The sequence below is a fragment of the Planococcus donghaensis MPA1U2 genome, from assembly GCF_000189395.1.
GTDB classification, from domain to species: Bacteria; Bacillota; Bacilli; order Bacillales_A; family Planococcaceae; genus Planococcus; species Planococcus donghaensis_B.
In genome coordinates this window covers 141,948-165,074 of sequence record NZ_AEPB01000027.1, presented here as the reverse complement: position 1 = coordinate 165,074, position 23,127 = coordinate 141,948, and the positions used below count along the sequence as shown (strand labels likewise).

The following is a 23,127-nucleotide window of genomic DNA, read 5'->3' as shown; positions in this document are numbered from 1 at the left end:
ACAANAACCTTTTTATATCCTGATGGTGCGGAGAAAGAGACATGAGGCATTGGGCTTGGGTTTTATCGCAATGGCTCACGGCACTTGCTCGCTATCAGGTGTCCTAGCTTTCTATTGAAAAGCTGTAGTTCTAGTGTACTGCCTTTTATAGACAACTTCAACCATCCGGTAGACGCAATTTGAAATGTCACATTCTGTTCAAAAAGCAATTTTTTATTAGAAATGTATCTTTACTTATCATCTACCTAGGTCTTGATGAAGTTGCTCTGAGCTGTTGTTCCACATTTCTGCATTATGCGATTCCAAATAGTCGGCCAGCACGCGTTTTGATGGCTCATCCATTTGATCAACAAGAATTTTGCGTTTCATCGACTTGTCCATGCGGTTAACATGATCGGCCAAAATTTTGTAGCCTCTGCGTTTTTCGCGGTTCACGACCATTTCACACGCTGCAACTCCTGCATAATAAGGCCCTATAGGATTAAAATCAATCGTAATCCATACAAGCCAATAATCTTTGCCGTCTTCTGAATCTTCGCGGTTTGTTGTAAATTTGATGCCCCGTTCAACTTCACTGCGGGCATGCATGGCGCCGATATCGATAAAAGCTTCTTGCTCTTCCACATCAATAAATAATGGAGAAACGTTTTCCAAAGATAGAGACCCGATGCCGTATCCTTTATGACCGTCCGTCGGATCGTTTTTTATAATGGTAAATCCTACTTTTTGTTTTGGTTTTTCTTCATTCGCCATTGTCTGAATCCTCCGTTCTGCTATGATGATAGTATTCTTAAGAAAAAGGAGCTGCATCCATTATGCCATACGTCACTGTAAAAATGCTCGAAGGTCGCACAGAAGATCAAAAACGCGCACTAGTTGAAAAGGTATCTGAAGCTGTTTCTGAAACAACCGGCGCGCCAATCGAGAACGTCACTGTCTTTATCGAAGACATGAAAAAAAGCAATTACGGCACAAAAGGCAAACTCTTTAGCGATCAATAAAGAAAAGTGAAAGTGCTTTTTACTCATTAAATACCCGAAAAACTCCCATAATGGGAGTTTTTTTTATGAGCTCAATTCTTCAATAAAAGCAAAAGCTTCATCGATTTCTTCTGCAGTAAAGTTTAATTTCCCTTTAACTACATGCAGCTTATCGATTTGATCTTGATGATTTAGGTGATCAAAATAAAGTAGTGTCGCGGTCAATTCCAAAAACCGACCGCTTTTAGCATTTAATTTCCCTGCAGTGAGAGGGTTATCCAAAATCGATTCTCCCAAAACTTTACGGAATTCTTGGCCTTCTTCCGTTACGCTATATTTATATTGAACATAAGAACCTTTGTCTTCTAATGTTTCTGACAAAAACCCCATGTCGCATAATTCTTCTACACGAGCAGTTAGTTCTTCTGAATACGGTCCATAAATATGAAACTCATACTTTTCCTGAAAAGGGATGTCTAGTTTCTTCATTATGTAAATCATTTTCTGCAATTTTTTGCGGCCGGTTACACCTTCCGCTGCGGCAATAAAGTCCACGATTTTTGCGTGTCCCTGGAGCAACTATACCCCTCCTTCTCGAAGCATTTCCAAAATCTGCTGCTTGATTGCTGTTTTCTTGCCATCAATTAATAACTCAGCTGGAAAATACAATTTATAATCTGTTCTACGTTTCCCCGAAATGGCATCCACAATTTGAGACAACCGTGATAATTCTTTAATATCACCATTTGGCATCAATAAATGAATTGGCAAACGCTCTTCTTCTTCTCCTGGTCGGTAAAAATCATATGGCAAGTCAGACGTAGAGTCATCGATCAAATAATATTCCGGGTCAATGCCGGCAGACCGAAACAGTTCCGCCAATTCACCAAGCTTTTTGTAATCTTTTCCTGGGTCAAAATCGACATACTGGAACAAGCGTCGATTCACAAAACGGTCGCAAAGATCCGCTAAAATCGGATCACGTTCAGTCATCCACAATTGAAAGTATGTCATTAAAACGCCTTCGTCCAATGCCAAATACTCTTTCAACGAAAAGCTCTGGTCAAAAAATGACAAGAAATGTGTTGGCGGTTGTTCAAATTTATAACCACTTGCACTTAACTCTTTTGCCCGTTGAAGAATTTTCCGCAAAATAACTTCTGCGCTACGAGCAACCGGATGAAAATACACTTGCCAATACATTTGGTAGCGGCTCATGATGTAATCTTCTACCGCATGCATCCCGCTCGACTTGATAACAACTTGGTCATCTAGTGGGCGCATTACGCGAAGAATTCGCTCCATATCAAAATGACCATAAGAAACCCCTGTATAATAAGCATCTCGCTGAAGGTAATCCATGCGATCCGCATCTATTTGACTGGAAATCAAAGAAACGACTTGTTTGTTTGAATAGGTTTTCGCAATCACTTCTGCCACTTTTGTTGGAAAATCTGTAGACACTTTTTGAAGAATTTCATTAACTTCCGTATCTCCAAGTAAAATTTTCCGCGTGTATTCTTCGTGGTCCAGTGCAAAAACTTTTTCAAATGAGTGCGAGAAAGGCCCATGTCCTAAATCATGCAAAAGTGCTGCACATAATACGACAAGACGTTCGCTTTCATCCCATTCCGGACGACCATGAAAAATATCATCCGAAATGCGGCGTACAATTTCGTACACACCAAGTGAGTGATTAAACCGGCTATGTTCCGCGCCGTGGAATACTAAATAAGAGGTGCCCAATTGCTTAATTCTGCGCAAACGCTGAACTTCACGCGAATTGATCAAATCCCAAATCACTTGGTCGCGCACATGGATATATCGGTGAACCGGATCTTTAAAAACTTTTTCTTCAGCTAATTTTTGTGTTGCGTAGCTCACTTGCGCACCTCCGTTTTTTCATGTACCAGCTATTCTACACTAGGGTCTCGCTTCTATTCAAGGGAACGTTCGAGCATTTTTTGGTTGCGTTCGACAACACGATTTAAATAAAATCCGTATAACTCTGTCTCCTCGGGCTGCAACGACATGGGTGCCGGTCCCCCCATTAAATCATGAAGATCGATTACTACTTCTTGAACTGTAATTTTTCTTCCCAATAACTCACTGAGCGATGCCATCGTTTCAGGTTTTATTTCTGGGTAAGCGAATTTGGTTTCTTCGTTTTGTAATCCCGCATTGTAAAAGTCTCGAATAATTTCAGCGCGTTCTGCTCCACTGCCTTCGACACATAAATACACTTGCACGGCGATACCGCGGCGAATTCGGCGCTGTGAAATACCTGCGAATTTCTGACCGTTAATGCTGAGGTCATAAGAACCGGGGCAATACGAACCGACAATTTCATACGCTTCTATAGTAGCTTCCGGGAAAAGTTCGCGCACCAACTCAAGCATTAAGTCATAGCCCGCTGAGATATCGATGGCGTTGTCTTTTTCCGACAGAACGAGCGAGATGTTTAAAACACCGGCATCGAGTACAACTGCTAATCCTCCAGAATTTCGAACAATTGGTGTGAAACCATGGTCTTTCAACACATCCATACCCTTTTCAATATGCGGCAAGCGATGATCTTGGATTCCTAACACTACTGTATCGTCATGTACCCATGTTCGAATGGTTGGTGCGCTTTTTCCTGACCCTACCAATTCGCACAATGTGTCGTCTGCGGCAAATGATTCAAGCGCAGAGCGACTTTTCGCGCTTAGCGACTGATCCCAAAAACGCCAAGCTGTTTCTTCAAAAAATAACGGCATGCCCACTTCTCCTCTTTCTACAATTCCTTATCTTCAGTTTACCCTTTTCATCATGCGCTGAAAAGCCGTGTGCGCTATGTCGAATTCGTGACAGGCGTTAGTTTTAAAGGAAGTTCGATGCTTGTTGTGCTAAACTGAAAAATGAGAGATTTATATTAAAAGGAGTGTTTGAATAATGAATGAAGCAGCAATTACATTAGACGGCTGGTACGTTCTCCATGATTTCCGCTCAATGGACTGGGTTTCGTGGAAAATGCTAACGGACGAAGAGCGCCAATTCGCGATCGACGAATTCCAAGCATTTATGGACAAAATCAACCAAGCCGATGAAAATAAAACCGGCGCACATGCATTGTATTCAATTGTTGGCCAAAAAGCCGACTTGATGCTAATGATGTTGCGTGAAACAATGGACGAATTAAATGAGCTTGAAACAGAATACAACAAGCTAACATTGATCGCTTATACGGTTCCTACGTACTCATACGTTTCAGTGGTTGAACTTTCCAACTACCTTGCTGGGAAATCGGATGAAGATCCTTACCAAAACCCGCATGTTCGTTCGCGTCTATACCCAGAACTTCAACGTTCTCAGTATATTTGCTTTTATCCAATGGACAAGCGTCGCGATGGTGATGACAACTGGTACATGTTGCCAATGGAGAAGCGCAAAGAATTGATGCTATCTCACGGTAAAATCGGCCGTGGCTATGCTGGCAAAGTAAAACAGATTATTTCTGGATCTGTTGGCTTTGACGATTACGAATGGGGCGTTACATTGTTCGCAGACGACGTTCTTCAATTTAAAAAATTGATTTACGAAATGCGTTTTGATGAAGTGAGCGCGCGTTATGCAGAATTTGGTTCATTCTATGTAGGCACACGCCTAGATGCTGAACGTACGGTTAAATTTTTAGAAGTTTAAATGATTAGAGTCGCCTTCTGGGCGGCTTTTTTGTTTGATTTCCGGGTTGGTTCTTCCTTTTTTTGGATATACTGTCGAGATATGATGAAATACTGTCCAAATTAGATGGAATACTGTCCAAACCTGAAAAATACTGTCCAAGTCAGAAATAAGAGCATTTCCGCAGCCTCACAGTGTGAGTTTCCAGTTATTTGGATATACTGTCCGATTTGAATAAAATACTGTCCAATTTACAACAAATACTGTCGGAATCACATAGAATACTGTCCAAATCACACCATTTACTGTCCAAACGCTAAAAAGAGGCAATCCGCATAAAGCGGATTGCCTCTCCTTTTACCTATTTACAATGCTTTAACTGCCGCAATTACGATCATTACCCATGCAGCGATAAACGCGACGCCGCCAATTGGTGTAATCGCACCAAGAATGCTAATCCCCGTTAAGCTTAATACATACAAGCTACCCGAGAAAATGATGATTCCAGCAAGCATCAAATAACCTGCCCAGTTTAATGAACCAAGCGAACCGAGTAGTGATGAGCTCATTAAGATTGCAACGACTATCAATCCAATCGAGTGGAACATTTGATATTGTACAGCGGTTTGCCATGTATCTAAATACTTGTCTGCCACGCGGCCTTCTAATAGATGTGCACCGAATGCGCCAAATGCGACAGATAATAGAGCATTAACCGCTCCAGCAATTAAGAAAAACTTCATAGTCGACTTCCTCTTTCCATTTAAAATTCAAACAGCGAATCACCGTTTGCGTCTTCTTCTTTCAGCTTGTTACCAGCAGACAGTGTCTGTGTCTGTGTTTGTGGTTGCGGCTGAGGGGAAGAAAGCGGCACGGCACGTGGTGCTTGGATGTCGCTCATTGGTTGGTCGTCTTCTAACAACAAATCGCACAGTGCACGAATGGCAGCAACCGAATCACGAGCTTTTGCCACATCGCCGCTACGAGCACGTGTTGTGTGTTTGTCAATTTCATTTAAAATTCGCATAGTGTCGATGGCCATGATACAGCCCCCTCTCCGTTTTTGATTTGATTTTATTTTAACATGCCACTCTTCTATAGGTCAGTCCAAACAGAAATCGATTGGCGCGTGCCCCCGGCTTTGTAACAGACTGTTCACTTTTGAATACGGACGACTGCCAAAAAATCCACGATGGGCACTGAGCGGACTTGGGTGAGGTGCTTCAAGTACATCGTGTTTCTCCACATCAATTAATCGTTTTTTTGTTTGCGCCGGCTTGCCCCATAACACGAAAATGATGGGCTCGTCGCGCTCAGACAATTTGCGAATCACTTCATCTGTCAGTGTTTCCCACCCTTTATCACGATGAGAATGCGCTTCGCCCGCTCTCACTGTCAAAACGGTGTTCATCATTAACACGCCTTGATCTGCCCATTTGGTTAATCGGCCGTCTTTTGGTTGGGCGCAACCGATATCTTCTTGTAATTCTTTCAATAAATTCCGTAAACTTGGTGGATGCTTTACTCCTGGTAAAACAGAAAAACTCAGACCATGCGCTTGGTCCGGACCATGATACGGGTCTTGACCAAGCATTACGACTTTTACATCGCGATAGGCAGTGTGTTCAAAAGCCGACCAAATGTTTTCCATTGCGGGATAAATCGTTTGTTCTGCGTATTCTTTTTTCAGAAACTCGCGCAACTTCGCGTAATATGGTTTATCGAATTCTTCACCTAGCACGTCTTGCCAGTCGTTATGGAAAATTCGTTTACTCAACTCGCTCACTCCTTAAATTTCACAGTTACATCGTAGTCAACTAAGCCAAACATTTCCTGAACAGAACGTACCGCATTGGTTTCTGCAGTTTGAAGCACCCCTTGACCTTCTGTTTCTTCAAGCATCATTTTCTTCGCTTCATCAGCTAAATCAAATGCTTCAGAAATGTCCGTTCCGCTACGGAACAAACCTTCATAGGAATACACTTCTACTTGGTCCATAAACAATTCCGGACCTCCTAAAAATTCCGCTGGCGGCAATGTTAATGTTGCTGTTTTGGCTTCCTCATCTACCACAATATCGCCTTCAGACACTTTAGAAAAATCAATCCCTGCACGAACCGATCCTGGAATGACCACCAATAATTGGCGTTTCGTGCCCGGCAAATCAAGTCCAATTTCTTTTCCAAATAATGCATTGTCTTCGCGTTCAATAATCACTTTGGAAAATGCCTCAGCTGTCGACAGTTCATTGAGTTCTTGAATTTGCTCTAAGAAAACGCCTTTGCTTTCAGTAGCTGTACTGCCTTGAATCATCCAAAAAGTGCCGAGTGGTAAAGCTACTAGTAGGAGCAATAAAACGGCAATTAAAACTAAAAAGGTATTCCGCCATACTCCCATCAATAATTTAACGCTTTTCCAGAAACCGGACTCTTTTGGTTCTCCTTGTTCTTTCATTTCTGCTAATAAACGTTCGATCTCTGTCAACTTTGGATCTTTCGCCATTGTTCCCCCTACTTTCCTATATTTTATTCAGCTCGGCTTCATGGTACGATTGCCTAAAGGAGCGATGATGATGGCCGATTGGCGTGGAAAGATTACTAGTGTTTCAAAAACAAAAGGCACAACAGCTCCAGAAAGCGCAAAACGCGCAGGACTCGGCTGTCTCGGCCTTGTTATTGCAGTTGTTTCCATTCTAACATTACTTATTACGATTGGCCTTTTCAAAAGCGGCTTTCTGTTAATGGGAATTTTTGCGACTGCTTTTTTGCTTATTTGCATTGCGACGACTTTTTTACTGCTCGTACCGAATAAGCACAATCCGTTGTAAATGCTCGAATATTTGTTAAAATAGTTGCAAAGACAATCTCATTAGAGGAGCTAACCCAAATGACACTTAAAAAAACATTAACGATCGCTGGATCAGATACTTCTGGCGGTGCAGGTATACAAGCAGACTTAAAAACGTTCCAAGAACACGGAACTTATGGCATGAACGCGTTAACGGTAATTGTTACGATGGATCCTGAAAACGGCTGGAGCCATGGCATTCACCCGATTGCACTAGACACATTAGATGCTCAGTTAAAAACAGCCTTTTCGACAGGCATTGACGCTTTGAAAACAGGCATGTTGCCAACTGTCGATATTATCGAAATGGCCGGCAAAGCAATTGCTGACTCTGGCATTAAAGATGTTGTCATCGATCCGGTTATGGCATGTAAAGGTGAAAACGAAGTGTTATTCCCTGAAAATGTTGATGCAATGATCAAGCATTTATTGCCAAATGCGAAAGTCGTTACACCAAACTTAGTCGAAGCAGGTCAATTATCTGGTCAAGGCGCATTGCAAACAGTTGAAGATATGCAAGCGGCTGCTGAAAAAATTCATGCACACGGTGTAGAGTTTGTTGTCATCAAAGGCGGCAAGCAGTTAAAGCACGAGAAAGCTGCTGATTTACTGTTCGACGGAGAAGCACATTATTTGTTAACTTCAGATAAAACCGATACAACTTATAATCACGGGGCAGGCTGTACGTTCGCTGCTGCGATCACTGCCAACTTGGCAAATGGTCAATCTGTAAAAGACGCTGTACTGAATGCGAAAACTTTTGTTGCAACAGCAATTCAACACGGCTGGAAATTAAATGAGTATGTAGGTCCAGTTATGCATGGTGCCGCATCGAAGTTTACTAAAGCTGAAGTTGAAGTTACTAAACTATAAAATATAAACGGCTACAGGAAACCATTTCAGTCCCTCCTGTGGCCGTTTTTTTATGGGAATTTACTAGAGCAGTTAATCATTAGAGCAACCTAATCGCATTCTCTCGCGCATTTCCTTATACTGATAGAATACCGATTTTATAGGAGGAACATCATGGAATTAGTTGAAGTGAAAAAATTACAAGTCCAACTGGATGCATTTGCAGGCAAAGATGTTTACCTTCATTTGGAAACGACAAATGGCTCTTATGCATCACATTTTAACGAAGGTTTTTTCAACGCCGGTGCATTTATCCGCAACGTTGTGATAAATTACGAACTTGGAAAAGTGGTTGGGGATAGCCCGCATCGTGTTGGATTGAAATTGCCACATGGTTGGGTGTATGCGCAAGGCATTACCCACTACGAATTAGATGATCAAGGTCGGCTATTGCTAGCTGGTCACGACGGAACTGGAAAACTGGCGGTTGCGCTCGAAATTAGCGAAACACCGTTTAGTTATTAAAGGAGGAAAATGATAATGACAATTCAACAAGAACGTCATGTGCTGGTCGTCTTTCCTCACCCTGACGATGAAGCGTTTGGGGTTTCCGGAACAATTACCACACATATTCAACAAGGCACTCCCGTAACCTACGCATGTTTAACACTCGGAGAAATGGGACGTAACCTTGGTAATCCGCCATTCGCTACAAGAGAGTCCTTACCCGCAGTACGAAAAAAAGAACTTCTAGCTTCTGCAGAAGCAATGGGATTGACAGATCTACGGATGATGGGATTACGTGATAAAACAATTGAATTTGAAGACGATGAAAAAATGGTCCGTATGATGACGGATTTAATCGAAGAATTAAACCCGTCGAAAATCATTACGTTCTATCCTGGCTTTGCCGTTCACCCTGATCACGAGGCGACTGCTCGTGCAGTTGTTCGCGCAGTGCGTCGTATGAAAGATCGTCCAACTCTTCATGGGGTGGCTTTTGCTAACGACACACTTGAAAAACTCGGCAACCCCGATGTTGTTTACAATATTAGTGACGTTCGCACACAAAAAATGAATTCGATGAAAGCTCACATTTCTCAAACTGCCTGGATGCTTGAAGAAATGGAACATAAACTTCAACAAGGTGACACTGAAACCGAAAACTGGTTAATGCAAGAACGTTTTTATAATTATCGCTGGGACGAAGATTTTGAAAAGTCCTTTTAAAATGACCCCTCAACTTTTTTTAAGTTGGGGGTGTTTTTTATTGTCGTTTTCAGATAATATAAACATTGGCGATAAAGCGTTTTCACGGGGAAAAGCGCTGTATAATCAGTTATTATCGCGTGTAATCATGCATAGAGAAAAGGGGAATTAGTTATGAAAAAGTATTCAACTTCAACATGGTTATTGTTCTTGATTCCTTCTTTACTCGGAATCCTATTGTTCTTGGTACCAATCCCAACTGAAGACGGTTGGTTGGTAACGATTGCAGTACTCGCTAACCTCATGGCCGGAGCTATCGAATCCATCGTACCATGGATTGTGATGGGCATTTTAATCGTGGCCGCACTAGGTTCATTGTTCTTTGTCACGAAAAAAGTTAACGAAACCGAATATGTTTCATTTTTTGACAAGCTCTTTAACGTCAATCTTTTCTGGACTTTCGTCCGCGTTCTTGGTGCGATTTTCTCGATTATGGTCTTATTCCAAATCGGTCCAGAGCCTGTATGGAACGAATATACTGGTGGCCTTCTTCTTTCAGGAAGCGGATTGCTATCTTTCCTTTTCACCATTTTCTTTTTTGCCGGACTTTTCCTTCCGCTACTAATGAACTTTGGATTACTTGAGTTTTTTGGTACGATGATGGTCAAAATTATGCGTCCACTTTTCCGTCTGCCTGGCCGTTCATCTATTGATGCTCTTGCTTCGTGGGTTGGAGATGGCACAATTGGTGTACTACTTACAAGTAAACAATACGAAGCCAATAAGTACACGCAACGTGAAGCAGCCATTATTGGAACTACTTTCTCAGTTGTTTCAATCACATTTGCGATTGTTGTTATTCAAGAAATCGGTCTTGGAACATACTTCCTTCCGTATTACGCAACTGTTATTTTAGCAGGCGTTATCCTGGCATTAATCATGCCACGTATTTATCCTTTAACAAACAAGCCAACTACTTTCATGGATGGCACGCCACAGGAATCTCAAACAGAAGATGTTCCAAAAGGCTATAACGTTGCGACTCACGGACTTGAAAAAGCGTTGTCAAAAGCTGATGACAACCGCTCACTCAGCGGTTTCTTTAAAGACGGTTTTAAAAACGTTTTAGATATGTGGATCGGGGTTGCACCAGTTGTTATGGCATTTGGTACAATCGCATTGATTCTTGCCGAGTACACTTCCGTATTTACTGTACTTGGTATGCCGTTTGTTCCTTACTTAAACTTACTAGGGGTTCCTGAAGCGGCTGCAGCGGCTGAATTGATGGTCGTTGGTTTTGCGGATATGTTCTTACCCGCTATTCTTGGCGCAGGCATTGAGTCTGAGCTGACACGTTTTGTCGTTGCGACGATGTCTGTTACACAATTGATTTACATGTCTGAAGTCGGTGGATTATTGCTTGGATCTAAAATCCCTGTAAACATTTTAGATTTAGTTATTATCTTCATCCTTCGTACAGTAATTGCGTTACCGATTGTTGTCGGCGTTGCACATTTATTATTCTAATTTACACAAAATGCCCTCCGCATATTGCGGAGGGCATTTTTTAATTAGGTTTTGTTACACTAGTTGAAGCTTTTTTTTAATTTTTCGAGCATATCGAAAGTCATTGCATCTAAGTCGTATGAAGTTTTAAAGCCCCACTCCGCTTTAGCAGCAGATGCATCAATACTATCTGGCCAGCTATTCGCAATTTCCTGTCTCACCGGATCAACCGCATAAGACATTTTAAATTCAGGAATATGCTTTTGAATAGACGCTGCGATTTCTTCAGGGGTGAAACTCATTGCCGTAACATTAAAGGCATTACGATGAATTAATCGATCTGAATCTGCTTCCATTAAGTCAACAATGGCTTGTAAGGCATCTGGCATATACATCATATCCATAGCTGTACCTTCTGCAATATAAGACGTGTAGCTGCCTTTTTCAATTGCTTGGTAATAAATATCGACTGCATAATCAGTTGTGCCTCCACCTGGTTGTGCTACGTTTGAAATCAATCCTGGGAAACGAACGCCGCGTGTGTCGACACCAAATTTGGTGTAGTAATAATCACACAATAATTCTCCAGCAACTTTATTGACGCCATACATCGTTGTCGGACGCTGTAACGTATCTTGTGGCGTGTCTTTTTTAGGTGTTGAAGGACCAAACGCTCCAATAGAACTAGGCGTGAAAAATTGCATACCAAGTTTACGAGATGCTTCTAGCGCATTTACAAGACCACCCATATTTAGATTCCAAGCAAGCAAAGGTTTTTCTTCAGCAGTTGCCGATAATAATGCGGCCATATGAATCATCGTATCCGCTTCGAAGTCTTCTGCTAAATCATGCATTCTCTGCGCGTCCGTAACATCTAAAATTTCAAAAGGTCCTGATTGATCATCAGATTGACGAATATCCGTTGCCAATACGTTTGCGTTGCCGTATATGCTGCGCAATTTCCCGACAAGCTCCGACCCTATTTGTCCTAAAGCACCTGTAACCATAATTCGTTCCATTTTCAACACTCCTTTTCCACAAAAACATTTGTCCGCTCTAAAAACACAAAAAATACACTGTAAACCTTGTCAATTTAAGCTTTAACATAAGGTTATTATAAGTTGTTCTCTTTAAAAACACAAATATTTTCTTTGAAAAAAGAACACTATTTGCTTATTCACTTTGTTAATTAGCCCGTTAATATAGCTCTATATCAACTTCTATAAAAAAATTATATTTTTCTGTATACGCTGTTTGAGACTTAGCGAAATGCGTGCTATAATAAATCAGCTTTAGGATTCCTCGCACATTGCTCAGTAAAAGCCATTTTTTTTTATTTACAAAACCAACTAAACAAGTAGGTAATGTAAACTATATAATATAGTGGCCGATTTACTTGATAGCAATAAAGGGTATAGAGCTAAAAAAAAGGCAGAATGAAAGACAAAATATTAAAAGAAACGAGGAGATTTTTATGAAGAAAGTTAGTTTAACGTTTTTATTAGTTTTAGCAATGTTGGTGTTAGCGGCTTGTGGCGAGTCTGAAGAAACAGATACGACGAAGGAAAACGCTAGCGGATCAGATCTATTAACGACAGTACAAGAAGAAGGAACTTTAGTTATTGGGACAGAAGGTACTTACCCACCATTTACTTTCCACGACGCTTCAGGCGAGTTAACAGGATTTGATGTAGAAATTGCACGCGAAGTTGCAGATCGCCTTGGCGTTGAAGCTGAGTTTCTTGAAACACAATGGGATGCTATGTTTGCAGGACTTGATGCTGGTCGTTTTGACATGGTAGCCAATCAAGTCGGGATTAATCCGGAACGTCAAGAAAGTTATGAATTTTCTTCTCCATATATTACGTCTACTGCTGTTTTAGTAGTAGCGGAAGACAACACTGACATTGAGACCTTTGAAGATTTAGAAGGCAAGCTTTCAGCACAGTCGTTAACAAGTAACTATGCAGAAACGGCTACTTCTTTTGGCGCAGAATTAGAAGGTGTAGAAGGATTTAACCAAGCGATCGAATTATTAAACTCAGGTCGTGTGGATGCAACAGTCAATGATAATTTAACGGTTTTAGATTTCATGAAACAACGTCCAGATGCAAAAGTAAAAGTAGTAGATAAATCAGAAGAAGCTGCACAAAGTGGTTTGCTGTTTAGAAAAGACAGTGGCGCAATTGTGGATGAAGCCAACAAAGCTTTGGCTGATATGATTGAAGACGGTACGTACGATGAAATTTCCGATAAATGGTTTGGTGAAAATGTACTTGAATAGTATTTTCTCAGACCCGGTCAGAATGGAACGGCTTGTGGATATTGCGCAATCCTCATTTCTTCCTTTGATCGAAGCAACGCTTCAATTCACTTTGCCTTTATCCATTATCTCGTTTATTCTCGGATTGGCATTAGCGGTTTTGACAGCATTGGCAAGAATTTCGACGGTTAAGATTTTCCAAATTATCGCTCGTGTTTATGTATCAATTATTCGAGGAACCCCTTTACTGGTTCAATTATTTATTCTTTTTTACGGACTGCCGACACTCGGCATTACGATTGACCCCTTTCCGGCCGCAGTAATCGGATTTTCATTAAACGTCGGAGCTTATGCTTCTGAAGTTATTCGTGCAGCAATCTTGTCGATTCCGAAAGGTCAATGGGAAGCAGCTGGCACAATTGGTATGTCCTATACCCAATCATTGCGCCGCGTGATTTTGCCGCAAGCATCTCGCGTTTCGCTGCCTCCTTTATCAAACACGTTTATTAGTTTAGTGAAAGATACATCTCTCGCATCTCTTATTCTCGTGACCGAGATGTTCCGTGTCGCTCAGCAAATTGCCGCAACGAATTACGAATTTTTGTTATTATACGGACAAGCAGCCTTGCTTTACTGGGTCATCTGTTTTGCCTTGTCCTTGGTTCAAGGCAGGCTGGAAAATCGTTTTGACCGGTATATTTCTAGATAATAAAAGCAGTTTACTGATTGCAGTAAGGAGTCCACTATGATTTCAATAAAAAATTTGCATAAAAAGTTCGGCAAGCTTGAAGTATTAAAAGGCATTGATACGGAAGTAAAAAAAGGCCAAGCGATTGTCGTGATTGGTCCGTCAGGTTCAGGAAAAACGACTTTTCTTCGTTGCCTCAATACGTTAGAGACGCCTACTTCCGGTTCCGTCACGATTGATGAACAAACGGTTGATTTCTCTAAGCCATTATCCAAAAAGCAAATTATGGCTTTTCGCAAACAATCAGCGATGGTGTTTCAGCATTACAACTTATTTCCTCACATGACCGCTCTTGAAAATGTCATGGAAGGTCCTGTCACGGTTCAAAAACAAGACAAAACACGAGCAAAAGAAAAAGCCGAGCAATTGCTAACAAAAGTTGGGCTCGGCGAAAAGATGAACGACTATCCGTTTCAACTAAGCGGTGGTCAGCAGCAACGTGTCGGCATTGCTCGCGCTTTAGCACTTGAACCAAAAGTGATGTTATTCGATGAGCCAACCTCCGCCCTCGATCCCGAGTTAGTTGGAGAAGTATTACAAGTAATGAAAGAGCTTGCTGCTGAAGGTATGACGATGGTCGTGGTGACGCATGAGATGCGCTTTGCTAAAGGTGTCGCTGATGAAGTATTGTTTATGGACGAAGGCCGCATTATCGAACGCGGCAAACCCGAAGACATTTTCAATAACCCAAAAGAAGAACGTACTCAACGGTTTTTGAGTTTGATCCAAGAGACAGAAGTGTGAAGAAAAGTGAAAGCTGCTAGTAGCAGCTTCTGAGTTTTTCATAGTAGTTTCCCAATCAAAAACCTCGCATCCCTTTTCTGGAATGCGAGGTTTTTTTCGATTTCTATTCAATGACACATGATTTTTCTGTCAGTTTGTCTAGTTGGGCTTGGTCTACTTCGATACCTAATCCCGGTTTGCCTGATAATAAAACATATGGATGTTCATAAGTTAAGTCACCGATTTCTTCGCTGAATAAAAGCGGTCCAGTTAATTCTGTGCTTTCAATATTGATGCGCGACATAGCTACATGATAACCTGCTGCTGAACCGACAGACGATTCAACCATAGAACCGATCTGGCACAACATACCAGCCCCTTCAGCTGCTTTTGCCATTTGGATGGCATGGAAAATACCGGCACATTTCATGAGCTTGATGTTGAGAACGTCCGCTGCTTGCAAACGAATAATCTCGAGTAAATCTTCCATCGATTGAATACTTTCATCAGCCATAATTGGTACAGCAGTTTTTGAGCGAATTTCCGCTAAGCCACGAATATCACCCATACGAATTGGTTGTTCAATCCAAGTGATATTGGCTCCTTCGAGCTGCTTAATCGCTGCAACGGCAATACCTGGTGATTTCCATCCTTGGTTAACATCAACGCGAATCGGCATATCTTTGCCTACCGCTTCGCGGACAGCTAAAATTCTGTCGACATCTTCTTGCGCTTGTCCTTTTCCGACTTTTAGTTTTAATGATGCATAGCCCATTTCAACGGCTTTTTTCGCTTTTTCTGCCATAGTCTCTGGCGCTTCAATGCTCAGCACTTTCGGATAATCCAAGTGAGCCGTTGCTTGTCCACCAATTAAATTGTAAACGGGTTGTCCAACCGCTTTCCCCATCAAGTCATAACAAGCAATGTCGACTGCTGCTTTAGATGCTGGATTTTGTGACATTAACGCATTCATTTTCGAATGAATGGCTTCAATATCAAAAGGACTCATCCCGATAATTGCTGGTAGAAATTGTTCTTTTAAAACTTCATAGGCAGCAGTGAAATACTCTCCTGTGACATGCTCATCAGGAACTGCTTCTCCGTATCCGACAAGCCCAGTATCCGTTTCCAATGCCACGATTAGCGAGGGCATATCTGGGTAAGTTGCATAGGAAATGATAAATGGTTCGTTAAGTGGAAATCTCACTGCATGTAAAGTCGCTTTAGTGATTTTCATTTGAGTGCCTCCAATGGATTTAACTTACTGTATACTTATACTATAGTGAATTTTAAGACAGATTGGTAACTTAATTTTACCTTAAGGAGTTTTGGATATGACCGTAACAAAACAGCTGGATTTACTGCATGAAGAAATGATTGAGATCAGAAGATATTTACATATGAACCCTGAATTATCACATCAAGAAATTGCGACGCCTGTTTTTATTGCAGACCGTCTGGAAGAAATCGGGGTGGAAGTTCGTCGCGGTGTAGGTGGACGTGGCGTGGTGGGAACGATTCGTGGCGGCAAACCCGGCAAAACGATAGCGTTTCGCGCAGATTTTGATGCCTTGCCGATTGATGACCAAAAAGAAGTTGTTTATAAATCGACTGTTCCAGGCGTTATGCATGCGTGTGGACATGACGGTCATACAGCAGCGTTGCTTGGCTTTGCGAAAGCGATGGTCGCTATGCAAGATGACTTGCCAGGAACGATTGTGCTGATCCACCAGTTTGGCGAAGAAGTATCGCCTGGTGGTGCACAGGCCATGATTGCCGATGGTTGTTTAGATGGTGTAGATGAAGTGTATGGCGCGCATTTGCAGAGCACGATGGATATGGGCAGCGTTTATTTACGCGACGGATTTTTACAAGCTTCTGAAGATGTCGTTAAAATTGTTGTGCACGGTTCAGGAACCCATGGTGCCGAACCGCATCACGGCGTTGATCCGATTTTGGCAGCGAGCCACATTATGGTAGCTTTGCAATCGATCGTCAGCCGGAATGCAGATCCGTTAAAGGAACTTGTTGTGACGATTGGCAAGTTTCATGCAGGAGACGCGGATAACGTCATTTCGAGTAAAGCAGTGCTCGAAGGAACGATTCGTGTATTCGATCCTGAAATTCGAAAATTAGCGAGTCAACGTTTGCGGACAATTGTGGAGAATGTGGCCATTGCCATGGGAGCTACTGCAGAAGTTAGCATTGAAGCGGGGTATGATTCTCTTTGGAATCATCCAACCGAAACGAACATTGTTCGTGCAGCTGCAGCGAGTGTGTTAGGCGCAGATCATGTTGTGGAAATCGATCCGGTGATGCCAGTTGAAGATTTTACGTATTATACGCAAGTAAAGCCCGGTGCTTACTTTTTTGTAGGTGCAAAAATGGATAATAACTCACTTGTTTATCCGCATCATCACGAGAATTTTGATTTTAATGAAAATGCCATGTTGGTGACTGCAAAAGTGTTTGCCGCGATATACTTTAAAGCACAAGAATCTACTGCGGAGAGTATTTCTGGTGATTTGGACAGTATTTGAGAAATTCGGACAGTATTTTACACGAATCGGACAGTATTTTACACGAATCGGACAGTATTTCGTCCAATCTCGACAGTATCGCCTTTATTTGGAAATAAAAACACGCCAAGCGGCATGATAGTGACCGCTTGGCGTGTTTTTTGTTTTATTAGTTGATAACGCCTAATTCTTTGCCGACTTTTTCGTAAGTCGCGATGGCTTCATCTAACATTTCTTTCGTGTGAGCCGCTGTCGGCATGTTACGTACGCGGCCAGTGCCTTTTGGAACCGTTGGAAAGACGATTGATTTTGCATATACGCCTTCTTCAAACAAACGTTTCGAGAATTCTTGTGTAAGCTTCTCGTCGCCAATGATACAAGGTGTGATTGGCGTTTCTGAATGACCAATGTCAAAGCCTAAAGCGTCTAGACCTTTTTTCAAGTAGTCTCCATTGTCCCATAGCTTATCGTGCAATTCAGTTGAGTCGATAATCATTTGAACAGCTGCTGTAATCGCTGCAACGTCTCCTGGAGTTACCGCTGTTGAGAACAAGAATGGACGTGAGCGAACTTTCAACCAGTCGATTAAGTTTTTCTTGCCGGCTACATAACCGCCGACAACGCCGACTGCTTTAGACAAAGTCCCCATTTGCATATCGATTTCTTTTTCAAGACCGAAATGCTTCACAGTTCCTTTTCCTTTGCCCGTTACGCCTGATCCGTGTGCATCATCCACATACGTAATTAAATCAAACTCTTTTGCGATTTCAACGATTTCTGGAAGTTTGGCAATATCACCATCCATTGAGAAGACGCCGTCTGTGATGACCATCACTTTATTGTAAAGACCAGATTCTGTTGCTTCTTTTGCCTTCATGCGCAAATCTTCCATGTCCGAATGTTTAAAAGCGATGATTTTCGCTTTTGACAAGCGGCAGCCATCAATGATTGAAGCATGGTTTAACTGATCCGAAAGAATCGCATCATTTTTATCCATTACCGCTGAAATGGCAGCCATGTTGCAATTAAATCCAGATTGATAGGAAATTGCTGCTTCTGTTCCTTTGAATTCAGCAAGCTTTTCTTCTAACTTCACATGTAGGTCAAGTGTGCCGTTAATCGTACGAACAGCACCTGCTCCAACACCGTATTGATCGATTGCGTCTTTTGCTACTTGTTTCAAGTCTTCGTTCGTCGCAAGACCTAAGTAGTTGTTTGAAGAAAGGTTGATTAGTTCTTTGCCGCGCACTTTGATAATCGCGCCGTTTGGTCCTTCAACTGGATCAATTTCGTTATAAAGACCTTGCTCTTTTAATTCTGTTAAGTTCTCATCTAAAAATGCATCTAGTTTTTTTGACAATGTCCTCTTCCTTTCAAAACAAAATTCTGTATCTATCTTAACATACGGCCATTTTTTCCAAAAGAAAAAGCGGACCGCGGTCCGCTTTTAACTTATTTCTTATTTTTGCTTGCTTTAGGATTTTTTGTTTTGTACTGTACTTCATACGTGAATTCTTTTGCTTCTCGTTGTCCAGCTTCTGCAGCATATGAAGTAATCATTTTCACATTGCCCTCGCGCAGAACTTGTTGAAGATCGAGTGCTTGTTTATCTGTCACGTTGTATGGGTCAACGTGGAAAACACGTTCTTTGCCATTTTTCTTCGTTTGGATGAATGTCGTTGTAAAGTCTACGTATTCACCTTTTAGTTGGCCAAGAGACTGGAATGCATCTGTTGATGTTCCATCTGCTGAGAAATTGCCTAGTTGAATATCTTTAACAAACCAGCCAGCTTCATTCGAACCCCAGTCCGTTAAGTTACGGAACGAAACAAGAACATCTTGACCTGCATAAGCTGATAAGTCAAAGGTTTCAGTTGTCCAATCCCCATTTGTTCCCGTGAATCCAGGAACGTTTTCTTTGATAGTTGGGTAACCTTCTTCAACTACATCACTGCGTGTGTTTTCATTTTCAAGAGAAGTCCACGTATCGCCATTGTCTGTTGATACTTGAACCATACCGTAATCCCACTGTTCTTCAATATCGTAGAAATGATCAAATGTTAATGTTGCGTTAGTAGCAGGAACCGTGGCACCAAAGATTAATGCTTGATCTGCTTCATCGCCATTATCGGCATGCAATACTTGTTCACCAGAATCTTTAGGATCTGCTACTGACTTCCACTGTAAAGGAAGGAAGTCAACGCCATCAAATTCTAATCCTCGGACATCTTTGCTAAAGTTAAATTCTTTAAAGTCGCCGCCCCATGCCGGAACGCCTTCTTTTTCAAAGGTTTTTGCTTTTTCAAAGTCTACTGTTTTGCCTCTTACTGCTCCCTCGTTACCGACTGGTAGCTCTCGTAAGTCAATGCTATCGAAATTGTAATCGCTGCTGACATTTGAATTATCTAATGTCAAAGCCGTCATGAAGTTTTGATATACTTCTGTAAATGTTTTGTTCGTAGCGTTATCTTGTAATACTTTTTCGACACTAGTGATGCCTTGGCTTGTGCCATCTGTTGCTAATTCACGAATAAATTCTTTGCCAAATTTATCGTACATATACAATGTAAACAAATAAACTTGACCATAGTCCGCAATCGTTTCTGGTCCTGTTGCGGCCGTTCCATGTTCATCCCAATTTACTAACGAGTTTTCCGGATGATCCAAGTAGAAATTGATTGATCCTTCCCCGTGACCATAGCCCCCAAGGTATTCAGAGAACGTCGACATCCCTTCATTTAACCAACTTTCTTCAGCACCGTCATTATCCGCTTGAATTAAATGTTGCAATTCATGAATAGTTGTTCCGAAGAAAGTACTTTCTAAACGCGTATCCCATGAATTTGTATCGATCGTGACAATATTGCGATCGATGTAGTTTTCAAGTGTTTGCCAAAAAAATCCGGCAACGAAAAACGGATAACTTGGATTATCCCAACCTTCATCTTGCACATTATCAACAAGCATAATAATTTTGTCAGAACCCTCGTAATAATCATCAGGCAGACCAACCAGACCAGGAAGTGGCGAATTTGAGCCGTCTAATGACTCAGGCATCCCAAAAAACTCAGTTGCTGTCGGATAAATATTGCTGTCGAATTCGTCGCGGAGTTTATCTACTTGTGCTTGTGTGACGACGTCAGCCGGTTTTGGATTGTTTGGACCGTATGACAAGTCATTCGCTACCCAAATTTCTACATTGTCCCCAATACTTCTAAGTGTGAAATCTTTAAAAGATAAGTTGCGATTTAAAAACTTCTTGGTACCGCCATCGTATGTAAATGTTCCATCTGCCGCGGCATCAGCGTCTTCGTTTCCTACTTCATCTGCTTGTGCTTTTATCTTTTTCTCCGCTTCTTTTTGGAAGTCGGCATCTTGTGACAGTTTATTCAAGTTGCCATCAATATCAATTCGTTCTCCGTACCTTTCGCTGTTCCAATCATTTATGGATGGTACGGTCTCGCTTGGTGCCGCTATTGCTGCTGGTGCCATTAAAGATAACGTTAAAGCACTAGCTGATAAAATTGATACCCATTTGCTGTTCTTCATCGTATTTCCCCTCTCGAAATGTCAGAATATTAATACTATTAAAATCATAACATGAGAGCTTAACCAGAAAAATGAGGAAGAAGATATGTTTCGTGTATCGAAATTATGTGTAATATGTTTTACATTTTTGTCCATCTCATTAGATTTGAAAGTTGAAATTTAATAAAAAAATAAAAAAGCCGCCGATTATGGCGACTTCCTTTTATTTCAATGCATTTTCTAGATCTTCAATTAAATCTTCTACATCTTCAATACCCACTGAAATGCGAACTAATCCTTCTACGATTCCTAGCTCTGCGCGTCGTTCAATTGGAATGGATGCGTGCGTCATTTGTGCGGGCACAGAAATTAAACTTTCCACAGCTCCTAAGCTTTCTGCTAGCGTAAAGTATTTTAGTTTCGCTAACAATTCTCCAGCTTTTTCTTTGCTGCCAACATCAAATGAAATCATACCGCCAAAACCTGTTGCTTGTTTTTGCATCAATTCGCATCCTGGATGACTTTCGAGTCCTGGGTAAATGACTTTCCCAACAGCGTCGTGTCCTTCGAGAAATTCCGCAATTTTTTGTGCATTCGAATTGGCTTCTTCCATGCGCAAGCCTAGAGTTTTTAATCCACGAATAAGCAACCAAGAATCTTGCGGTCCTAAAATTGCACCGATCGAATTTTGCACAAAGTGAACTTCTTCTGCAAGCTCCGCTGAATTAACAACAACCAGTCCCGCCACAACATCACTATGTCCGCCAATGTATTTTGTCGCACTATGCAAGACAATATCTGCCCCTAACTTAATTGGGTTTTGCAAATAAGGCGTCATGAATGTGTTATCAACAATCGTTAACAAGTTTTTCGATTTTGCGAAAGCTGCAACGGCTTCGATATCTGTTATTTTCAACAATGGATTGGTCGGTGTTTCAATGAAAATCGCTTTTGTGTTTTCTTTTACAGCCGCTTCTACTTCCGCTAGATTTCCAGTATCCACAAAAGTAAATTCTAAGCCAAAGCGGTTTAATACTTTATTGATTACACGATAAGTTCCACCGTACACATCATCTGTTAACACGATATGGTCCCCAGCTGAAAACAGCATCATCACAGATGAAATTGCTGCCATTCCTGAGCCAAATGCAAATCCAGCATGCCCGAATTCCACATCTGCAATCAATTCTTCCAGTGCATGACGTGTTGGGTTTCCAGTGCGCGAATATTCGTAGCCTTTAAATTTCCCAACCGCTTCTTGCTTGTACGTGCTAACTTGATAAATCGGTGTCGACACGGCACCTGTTGCTTCGTCTCCGAAAATGCCGCCGTGTATTAATCTAGTTTTTGGTTTCATTGGTGTTCCTCCTCAAAACTTCTATCATAAATTTGTTGACTCATATAGCGTTCACTTGAATCTGCGAATACCGTTACAATATGGCTTCCAGGTTTAGCCGTCTCGGCTTCACGTAGCGCCGCTACAAACGCGGCTCCTGACGAACTGCCGACTAACAAGCCTTCTGTTTTCGCTAGTTCCCGAACCGCCAGAAATGCTTCTTTATCGGTAATCGTATGGATTGTTTCAAAATAGCTTTTATCCATGTACTCCGGCAAAAATTCCATGCCGATGCCTTCGGTCAAATGAGGTCCTGATGGCCCGCCGTTTAATATCGAGCCTTCTGGTTCCACAATGACCGTTTTAACTTCTTCTTTTTGAGACTTTAAATAGCGAGCGGTTCCCATGAAAGTTCCACCCGAACCTGCTCCTGCAACAAAGACGTCAATTTTTCCATCTAATGCATTCCACAGTTCAGGTCCAAGCGTTCGGACATACGTGTCTGGATTGGCTGGATTAGAAAATTGCGATGGCGAAAACGCGCTTTGTTCTTCAACCAATTGTTCGGCTTTTTTAATAGCACCTTTAATGCCTTCTTCCGTTGGTGTGTTAATAACTTCCGCACCTAACGCACGCATCAACCCTTGTTTTTCTTGGCTAAATTTTTCCGGCACGACAAACTTTACGTGATAGCCTTTACCGATTGCAGCAATCGCCAAACCGATACCGGTATTGCCGGCAGTTGGTTCGATTATGGTGCCACCTGGTTTGAGCAAACCCCGTTTTTCAGCATCTTCAATAAGCGAAACGCCTAAACGATCTTTGACGCTGCCGCCTGGATTGAAATATTCAAGCTTGGCAAAAATGCGGCAGCCGTTTGGAATTTCACTATGTGTTAATTCCATTAATGGTGTATCACCAATCAATTGCTGGATGTTTGTTACGTAATTCAT

General features: G+C 41.7%; 25 protein-coding genes. 11 read left to right on the top strand and 14 right to left on the bottom strand.

What is annotated here, in order from left to right:
• Positions 1 to 237: 237 nt before the first annotated feature.
• On the bottom strand, positions 238 to 753 hold the full coding sequence (locus GPDM_RS07900; protein WP_008430458.1) for a YwhD family protein: 516 nt from the start codon (positions 751 to 753) through the stop codon (positions 238 to 240).
• A gap of 62 nt (positions 754 to 815) precedes the next feature.
• Between GPDM_RS07900 and GPDM_RS07895 the strand changes: the two genes are divergently transcribed.
• On the top strand, positions 816 to 1,001 hold the full coding sequence (locus tag GPDM_RS07895; protein ID WP_008430456.1) for a 2-hydroxymuconate tautomerase: 186 nt from the start codon (positions 816 to 818) through the stop codon (positions 999 to 1,001).
• Between the two features lie 63 nt (positions 1,002 to 1,064).
• On the opposite strand, the gene GPDM_RS07890 is transcribed toward GPDM_RS07895, so the two are convergent.
• The 3 genes from GPDM_RS07890 to lipL are packed head-to-tail and all read right to left on the bottom strand — an operon-like array spanning position 1,065 to position 3,739.
• Positions 1,065 to 1,559 (bottom strand): YwgA family protein, encoded by a 495-nt coding sequence (locus GPDM_RS07890; RefSeq protein ID WP_008430454.1) that lies wholly within the window; start codon positions 1,557 to 1,559, stop codon positions 1,065 to 1,067.
• Positions 1,560 to 2,864 (bottom strand): HD domain-containing protein, encoded by a 1,305-nt coding sequence (locus GPDM_RS07885; protein ID WP_008430452.1) that lies wholly within the window; start codon positions 2,862 to 2,864, stop codon positions 1,560 to 1,562.
• Positions 2,865 to 2,917: 53 nt separating this feature from the next.
• On the bottom strand, positions 2,918 to 3,739 hold the full coding sequence (lipL, locus tag GPDM_RS07880; protein ID WP_008430451.1) for an octanoyl-[GcvH]:protein N-octanoyltransferase: 822 nt from the start codon (positions 3,737 to 3,739) through the stop codon (positions 2,918 to 2,920).
• A 175-nt stretch (positions 3,740 to 3,914) separates the two neighbouring features.
• Between lipL and hemQ the strand changes: the two genes are divergently transcribed.
• Positions 3,915 to 4,664 (top strand): hydrogen peroxide-dependent heme synthase, encoded by a 750-nt coding sequence (hemQ, locus tag GPDM_RS07875; protein ID WP_008430450.1) that lies wholly within the window; start codon positions 3,915 to 3,917, stop codon positions 4,662 to 4,664.
• A gap of 344 nt (positions 4,665 to 5,008) precedes the next feature.
• On the opposite strand, the gene GPDM_RS07870 is transcribed toward hemQ, so the two are convergent.
• From GPDM_RS07870 to GPDM_RS07855, 4 genes are read right to left on the bottom strand one after another with little or no spacing between them, the layout of a single operon-like run.
• Complete coding sequence (locus GPDM_RS07870) at positions 5,009 to 5,386, bottom strand: DUF423 domain-containing protein (protein WP_008430449.1); 378 nt, start codon at positions 5,384 to 5,386, stop codon at positions 5,009 to 5,011.
• A 20-nt stretch (positions 5,387 to 5,406) separates the two neighbouring features.
• On the bottom strand, positions 5,407 to 5,685 hold the full coding sequence (locus GPDM_RS07865) for a YwdI family protein (RefSeq protein WP_008430448.1): 279 nt from the start codon (positions 5,683 to 5,685) through the stop codon (positions 5,407 to 5,409).
• A gap of 60 nt (positions 5,686 to 5,745) precedes the next feature.
• Positions 5,746 to 6,420, bottom strand: a complete 675-nt coding sequence (locus tag GPDM_RS07860; RefSeq protein WP_008430446.1) for a uracil-DNA glycosylase — start codon at positions 6,418 to 6,420, stop codon at positions 5,746 to 5,748.
• 5 nt (positions 6,421 to 6,425) lie between these two features.
• Positions 6,426 to 7,145: a DUF4230 domain-containing protein gene (locus GPDM_RS07855; RefSeq protein ID WP_008430444.1), complete on the bottom strand. Its 720-nt coding sequence runs from the start codon at positions 7,143 to 7,145 to the stop codon at positions 6,426 to 6,428.
• Between the two features lie 70 nt (positions 7,146 to 7,215).
• Between GPDM_RS07855 and GPDM_RS07850 the strand changes: the two genes are divergently transcribed.
• The 5 genes from GPDM_RS07850 (at position 7,216) to GPDM_RS07830 (ending at position 11,078) form a co-directional block, all read left to right on the top strand.
• Complete coding sequence (locus GPDM_RS07850) at positions 7,216 to 7,470, top strand: hypothetical protein (protein WP_008430442.1); 255 nt, start codon at positions 7,216 to 7,218, stop codon at positions 7,468 to 7,470.
• A gap of 59 nt (positions 7,471 to 7,529) precedes the next feature.
• Entirely contained in the window at positions 7,530 to 8,363 is an 834-nt protein-coding gene (thiD, locus tag GPDM_RS07845; RefSeq protein ID WP_008430441.1) for a bifunctional hydroxymethylpyrimidine kinase/phosphomethylpyrimidine kinase, read from the top strand.
• A 153-nt stretch (positions 8,364 to 8,516) separates the two neighbouring features.
• On the top strand, positions 8,517 to 8,867 hold the full coding sequence (locus tag GPDM_RS07840; RefSeq protein WP_008430439.1) for a YojF family protein: 351 nt from the start codon (positions 8,517 to 8,519) through the stop codon (positions 8,865 to 8,867).
• A 15-nt stretch (positions 8,868 to 8,882) separates the two neighbouring features.
• Positions 8,883 to 9,572 (top strand): bacillithiol biosynthesis deacetylase BshB2, encoded by a 690-nt coding sequence (gene bshB2 / locus GPDM_RS07835; RefSeq protein WP_008430438.1) that lies wholly within the window; start codon positions 8,883 to 8,885, stop codon positions 9,570 to 9,572.
• A 153-nt stretch (positions 9,573 to 9,725) separates the two neighbouring features.
• The gene (locus GPDM_RS07830; protein ID WP_008430437.1) at positions 9,726 to 11,078 is read left to right on the top strand and encodes a YjiH family protein; all 1,353 of its coding nucleotides are present in this window, start codon (positions 9,726 to 9,728) and stop codon (positions 11,076 to 11,078) included.
• Between the two features lie 59 nt (positions 11,079 to 11,137).
• On the opposite strand, the gene GPDM_RS07825 is transcribed toward GPDM_RS07830, so the two are convergent.
• A complete protein-coding gene (locus GPDM_RS07825; protein WP_008430436.1) occupies positions 11,138 to 12,076 on the bottom strand; it encodes an L-threonine 3-dehydrogenase in 939 nt (312 codons plus the stop codon).
• A gap of 455 nt (positions 12,077 to 12,531) precedes the next feature.
• Here GPDM_RS07825 and GPDM_RS07820 point away from each other — a divergent pair, with 455 nt between their 5' ends.
• The 3 genes from GPDM_RS07820 to GPDM_RS07810 are packed head-to-tail and all read left to right on the top strand — an operon-like array spanning position 12,532 to position 14,812.
• Entirely contained in the window at positions 12,532 to 13,341 is an 810-nt protein-coding gene (locus GPDM_RS07820; protein WP_008430435.1) for an amino acid ABC transporter substrate-binding protein, read from the top strand.
• Complete coding sequence (locus GPDM_RS07815) at positions 13,328 to 14,029, top strand: amino acid ABC transporter permease (RefSeq protein WP_039863134.1); 702 nt, start codon at positions 13,328 to 13,330, stop codon at positions 14,027 to 14,029. Before GPDM_RS07820 ends, GPDM_RS07815 begins: the two co-directional genes overlap by 14 nt.
• 36 nt (positions 14,030 to 14,065) lie before the next feature.
• Positions 14,066 to 14,812, top strand: a complete 747-nt coding sequence (locus GPDM_RS07810; protein WP_008430433.1) for an amino acid ABC transporter ATP-binding protein — start codon at positions 14,066 to 14,068, stop codon at positions 14,810 to 14,812.
• 103 nt (positions 14,813 to 14,915) lie between these two features.
• On the opposite strand, the gene GPDM_RS07805 is transcribed toward GPDM_RS07810, so the two are convergent.
• Entirely contained in the window at positions 14,916 to 16,028 is a 1,113-nt protein-coding gene (locus tag GPDM_RS07805) for a mandelate racemase/muconate lactonizing enzyme family protein (RefSeq protein ID WP_008430432.1), read from the bottom strand.
• Positions 16,029 to 16,125: 97 nt separating this feature from the next.
• On the opposite strand from GPDM_RS07805, the gene GPDM_RS07800 reads away from it, so the two are divergent.
• On the top strand, positions 16,126 to 17,331 hold the full coding sequence (locus tag GPDM_RS07800; RefSeq protein WP_008430431.1) for a M20 metallopeptidase family protein: 1,206 nt from the start codon (positions 16,126 to 16,128) through the stop codon (positions 17,329 to 17,331).
• A 148-nt stretch (positions 17,332 to 17,479) separates the two neighbouring features.
• Here the strand turns inward: GPDM_RS07800 and GPDM_RS07795 are convergent, their stop codons facing one another.
• The 4 genes from GPDM_RS07795 to GPDM_RS07780 form a co-directional block, all read right to left on the bottom strand.
• Positions 17,480 to 18,670: a glycine C-acetyltransferase gene (locus GPDM_RS07795; protein ID WP_008430430.1), complete on the bottom strand. Its 1,191-nt coding sequence runs from the start codon at positions 18,668 to 18,670 to the stop codon at positions 17,480 to 17,482.
• 92 nt (positions 18,671 to 18,762) lie between these two features.
• Positions 18,763 to 20,859: an immune inhibitor A domain-containing protein gene (locus GPDM_RS07790; RefSeq protein ID WP_008430428.1), complete on the bottom strand. Its 2,097-nt coding sequence runs from the start codon at positions 20,857 to 20,859 to the stop codon at positions 18,763 to 18,765.
• Positions 20,860 to 21,061: 202 nt separating this feature from the next.
• Positions 21,062 to 22,195 carry a bifunctional cystathionine gamma-lyase/homocysteine desulfhydrase gene (locus tag GPDM_RS07785; RefSeq protein ID WP_008430425.1) on the bottom strand — a complete coding sequence of 378 codons (1,134 nt, stop codon included), beginning with the start codon at positions 22,193 to 22,195 and terminating at the stop codon, positions 21,062 to 21,064.
• Positions 22,192 to 23,127, bottom strand: coding sequence for a PLP-dependent cysteine synthase family protein (locus tag GPDM_RS07780; protein ID WP_008430423.1), 936 nt, complete (start codon positions 23,125 to 23,127; stop codon positions 22,192 to 22,194). The genes GPDM_RS07785 and GPDM_RS07780 overlap by 4 nt, the downstream gene beginning before the upstream one ends.

Bases quoted from the DNA above. Each gene is read 5' to 3' on its own strand.
- GPDM_RS07785 (WP_008430425.1), bottom strand. From the start codon at position 22,195: ATGAAACCAAAAACTAGATTAATACACGGCGGCATTTTCGGAGACGAA.
- lipL (WP_008430451.1), bottom strand. From the start codon at position 3,739: ATGCCGTTATTTTTTGAAGAAACAGCTTGGCGTTTTTGGGATCAGTCG.
- GPDM_RS07825 (WP_008430436.1), bottom strand. From the start codon at position 12,076: ATGGAACGAATTATGGTTACAGGTGCTTTAGGACAAATAGGGTCGGAG.
- GPDM_RS07830 (WP_008430437.1), top strand. From the start codon at position 9,726: ATGAAAAAGTATTCAACTTCAACATGGTTATTGTTCTTGATTCCTTCT.
- GPDM_RS07820 (WP_008430435.1), top strand. From the start codon at position 12,532: ATGAAGAAAGTTAGTTTAACGTTTTTATTAGTTTTAGCAATGTTGGTG.
- GPDM_RS07815 (WP_039863134.1), top strand. From the start codon at position 13,328: ATGTACTTGAATAGTATTTTCTCAGACCCGGTCAGAATGGAACGGCTT.
- GPDM_RS07805 (WP_008430432.1), bottom strand. From the start codon at position 16,028: ATGAAAATCACTAAAGCGACTTTACATGCAGTGAGATTTCCACTTAAC.
- GPDM_RS07840 (WP_008430439.1), top strand. From the start codon at position 8,517: ATGGAATTAGTTGAAGTGAAAAAATTACAAGTCCAACTGGATGCATTT.
- GPDM_RS07870 (WP_008430449.1), bottom strand. From the start codon at position 5,386: ATGAAGTTTTTCTTAATTGCTGGAGCGGTTAATGCTCTATTATCTGTC.
- GPDM_RS07810 (WP_008430433.1), top strand. From the start codon at position 14,066: ATGATTTCAATAAAAAATTTGCATAAAAAGTTCGGCAAGCTTGAAGTA.
- GPDM_RS07780 (WP_008430423.1), bottom strand. From the start codon at position 23,127: ATGAATTACGTAACAAACATCCAGCAATTGATTGGTGATACACCATTA.
- GPDM_RS07895 (WP_008430456.1), top strand. From the start codon at position 816: ATGCCATACGTCACTGTAAAAATGCTCGAAGGTCGCACAGAAGATCAA.
- bshB2 (WP_008430438.1), top strand. From the start codon at position 8,883: ATGACAATTCAACAAGAACGTCATGTGCTGGTCGTCTTTCCTCACCCT.
- GPDM_RS07850 (WP_008430442.1), top strand. From the start codon at position 7,216: ATGGCCGATTGGCGTGGAAAGATTACTAGTGTTTCAAAAACAAAAGGC.
- GPDM_RS07790 (WP_008430428.1), bottom strand. From the start codon at position 20,859: ATGAAGAACAGCAAATGGGTATCAATTTTATCAGCTAGTGCTTTAACG.
- GPDM_RS07865 (WP_008430448.1), bottom strand. From the start codon at position 5,685: ATGGCCATCGACACTATGCGAATTTTAAATGAAATTGACAAACACACA.
- thiD (WP_008430441.1), top strand. From the start codon at position 7,530: ATGACACTTAAAAAAACATTAACGATCGCTGGATCAGATACTTCTGGC.
- GPDM_RS07800 (WP_008430431.1), top strand. From the start codon at position 16,126: ATGACCGTAACAAAACAGCTGGATTTACTGCATGAAGAAATGATTGAG.
- GPDM_RS07900 (WP_008430458.1), bottom strand. From the start codon at position 753: ATGGCGAATGAAGAAAAACCAAAACAAAAAGTAGGATTTACCATTATA.
- hemQ (WP_008430450.1), top strand. From the start codon at position 3,915: ATGAATGAAGCAGCAATTACATTAGACGGCTGGTACGTTCTCCATGAT.
- GPDM_RS07855 (WP_008430444.1), bottom strand. From the start codon at position 7,145: ATGGCGAAAGATCCAAAGTTGACAGAGATCGAACGTTTATTAGCAGAA.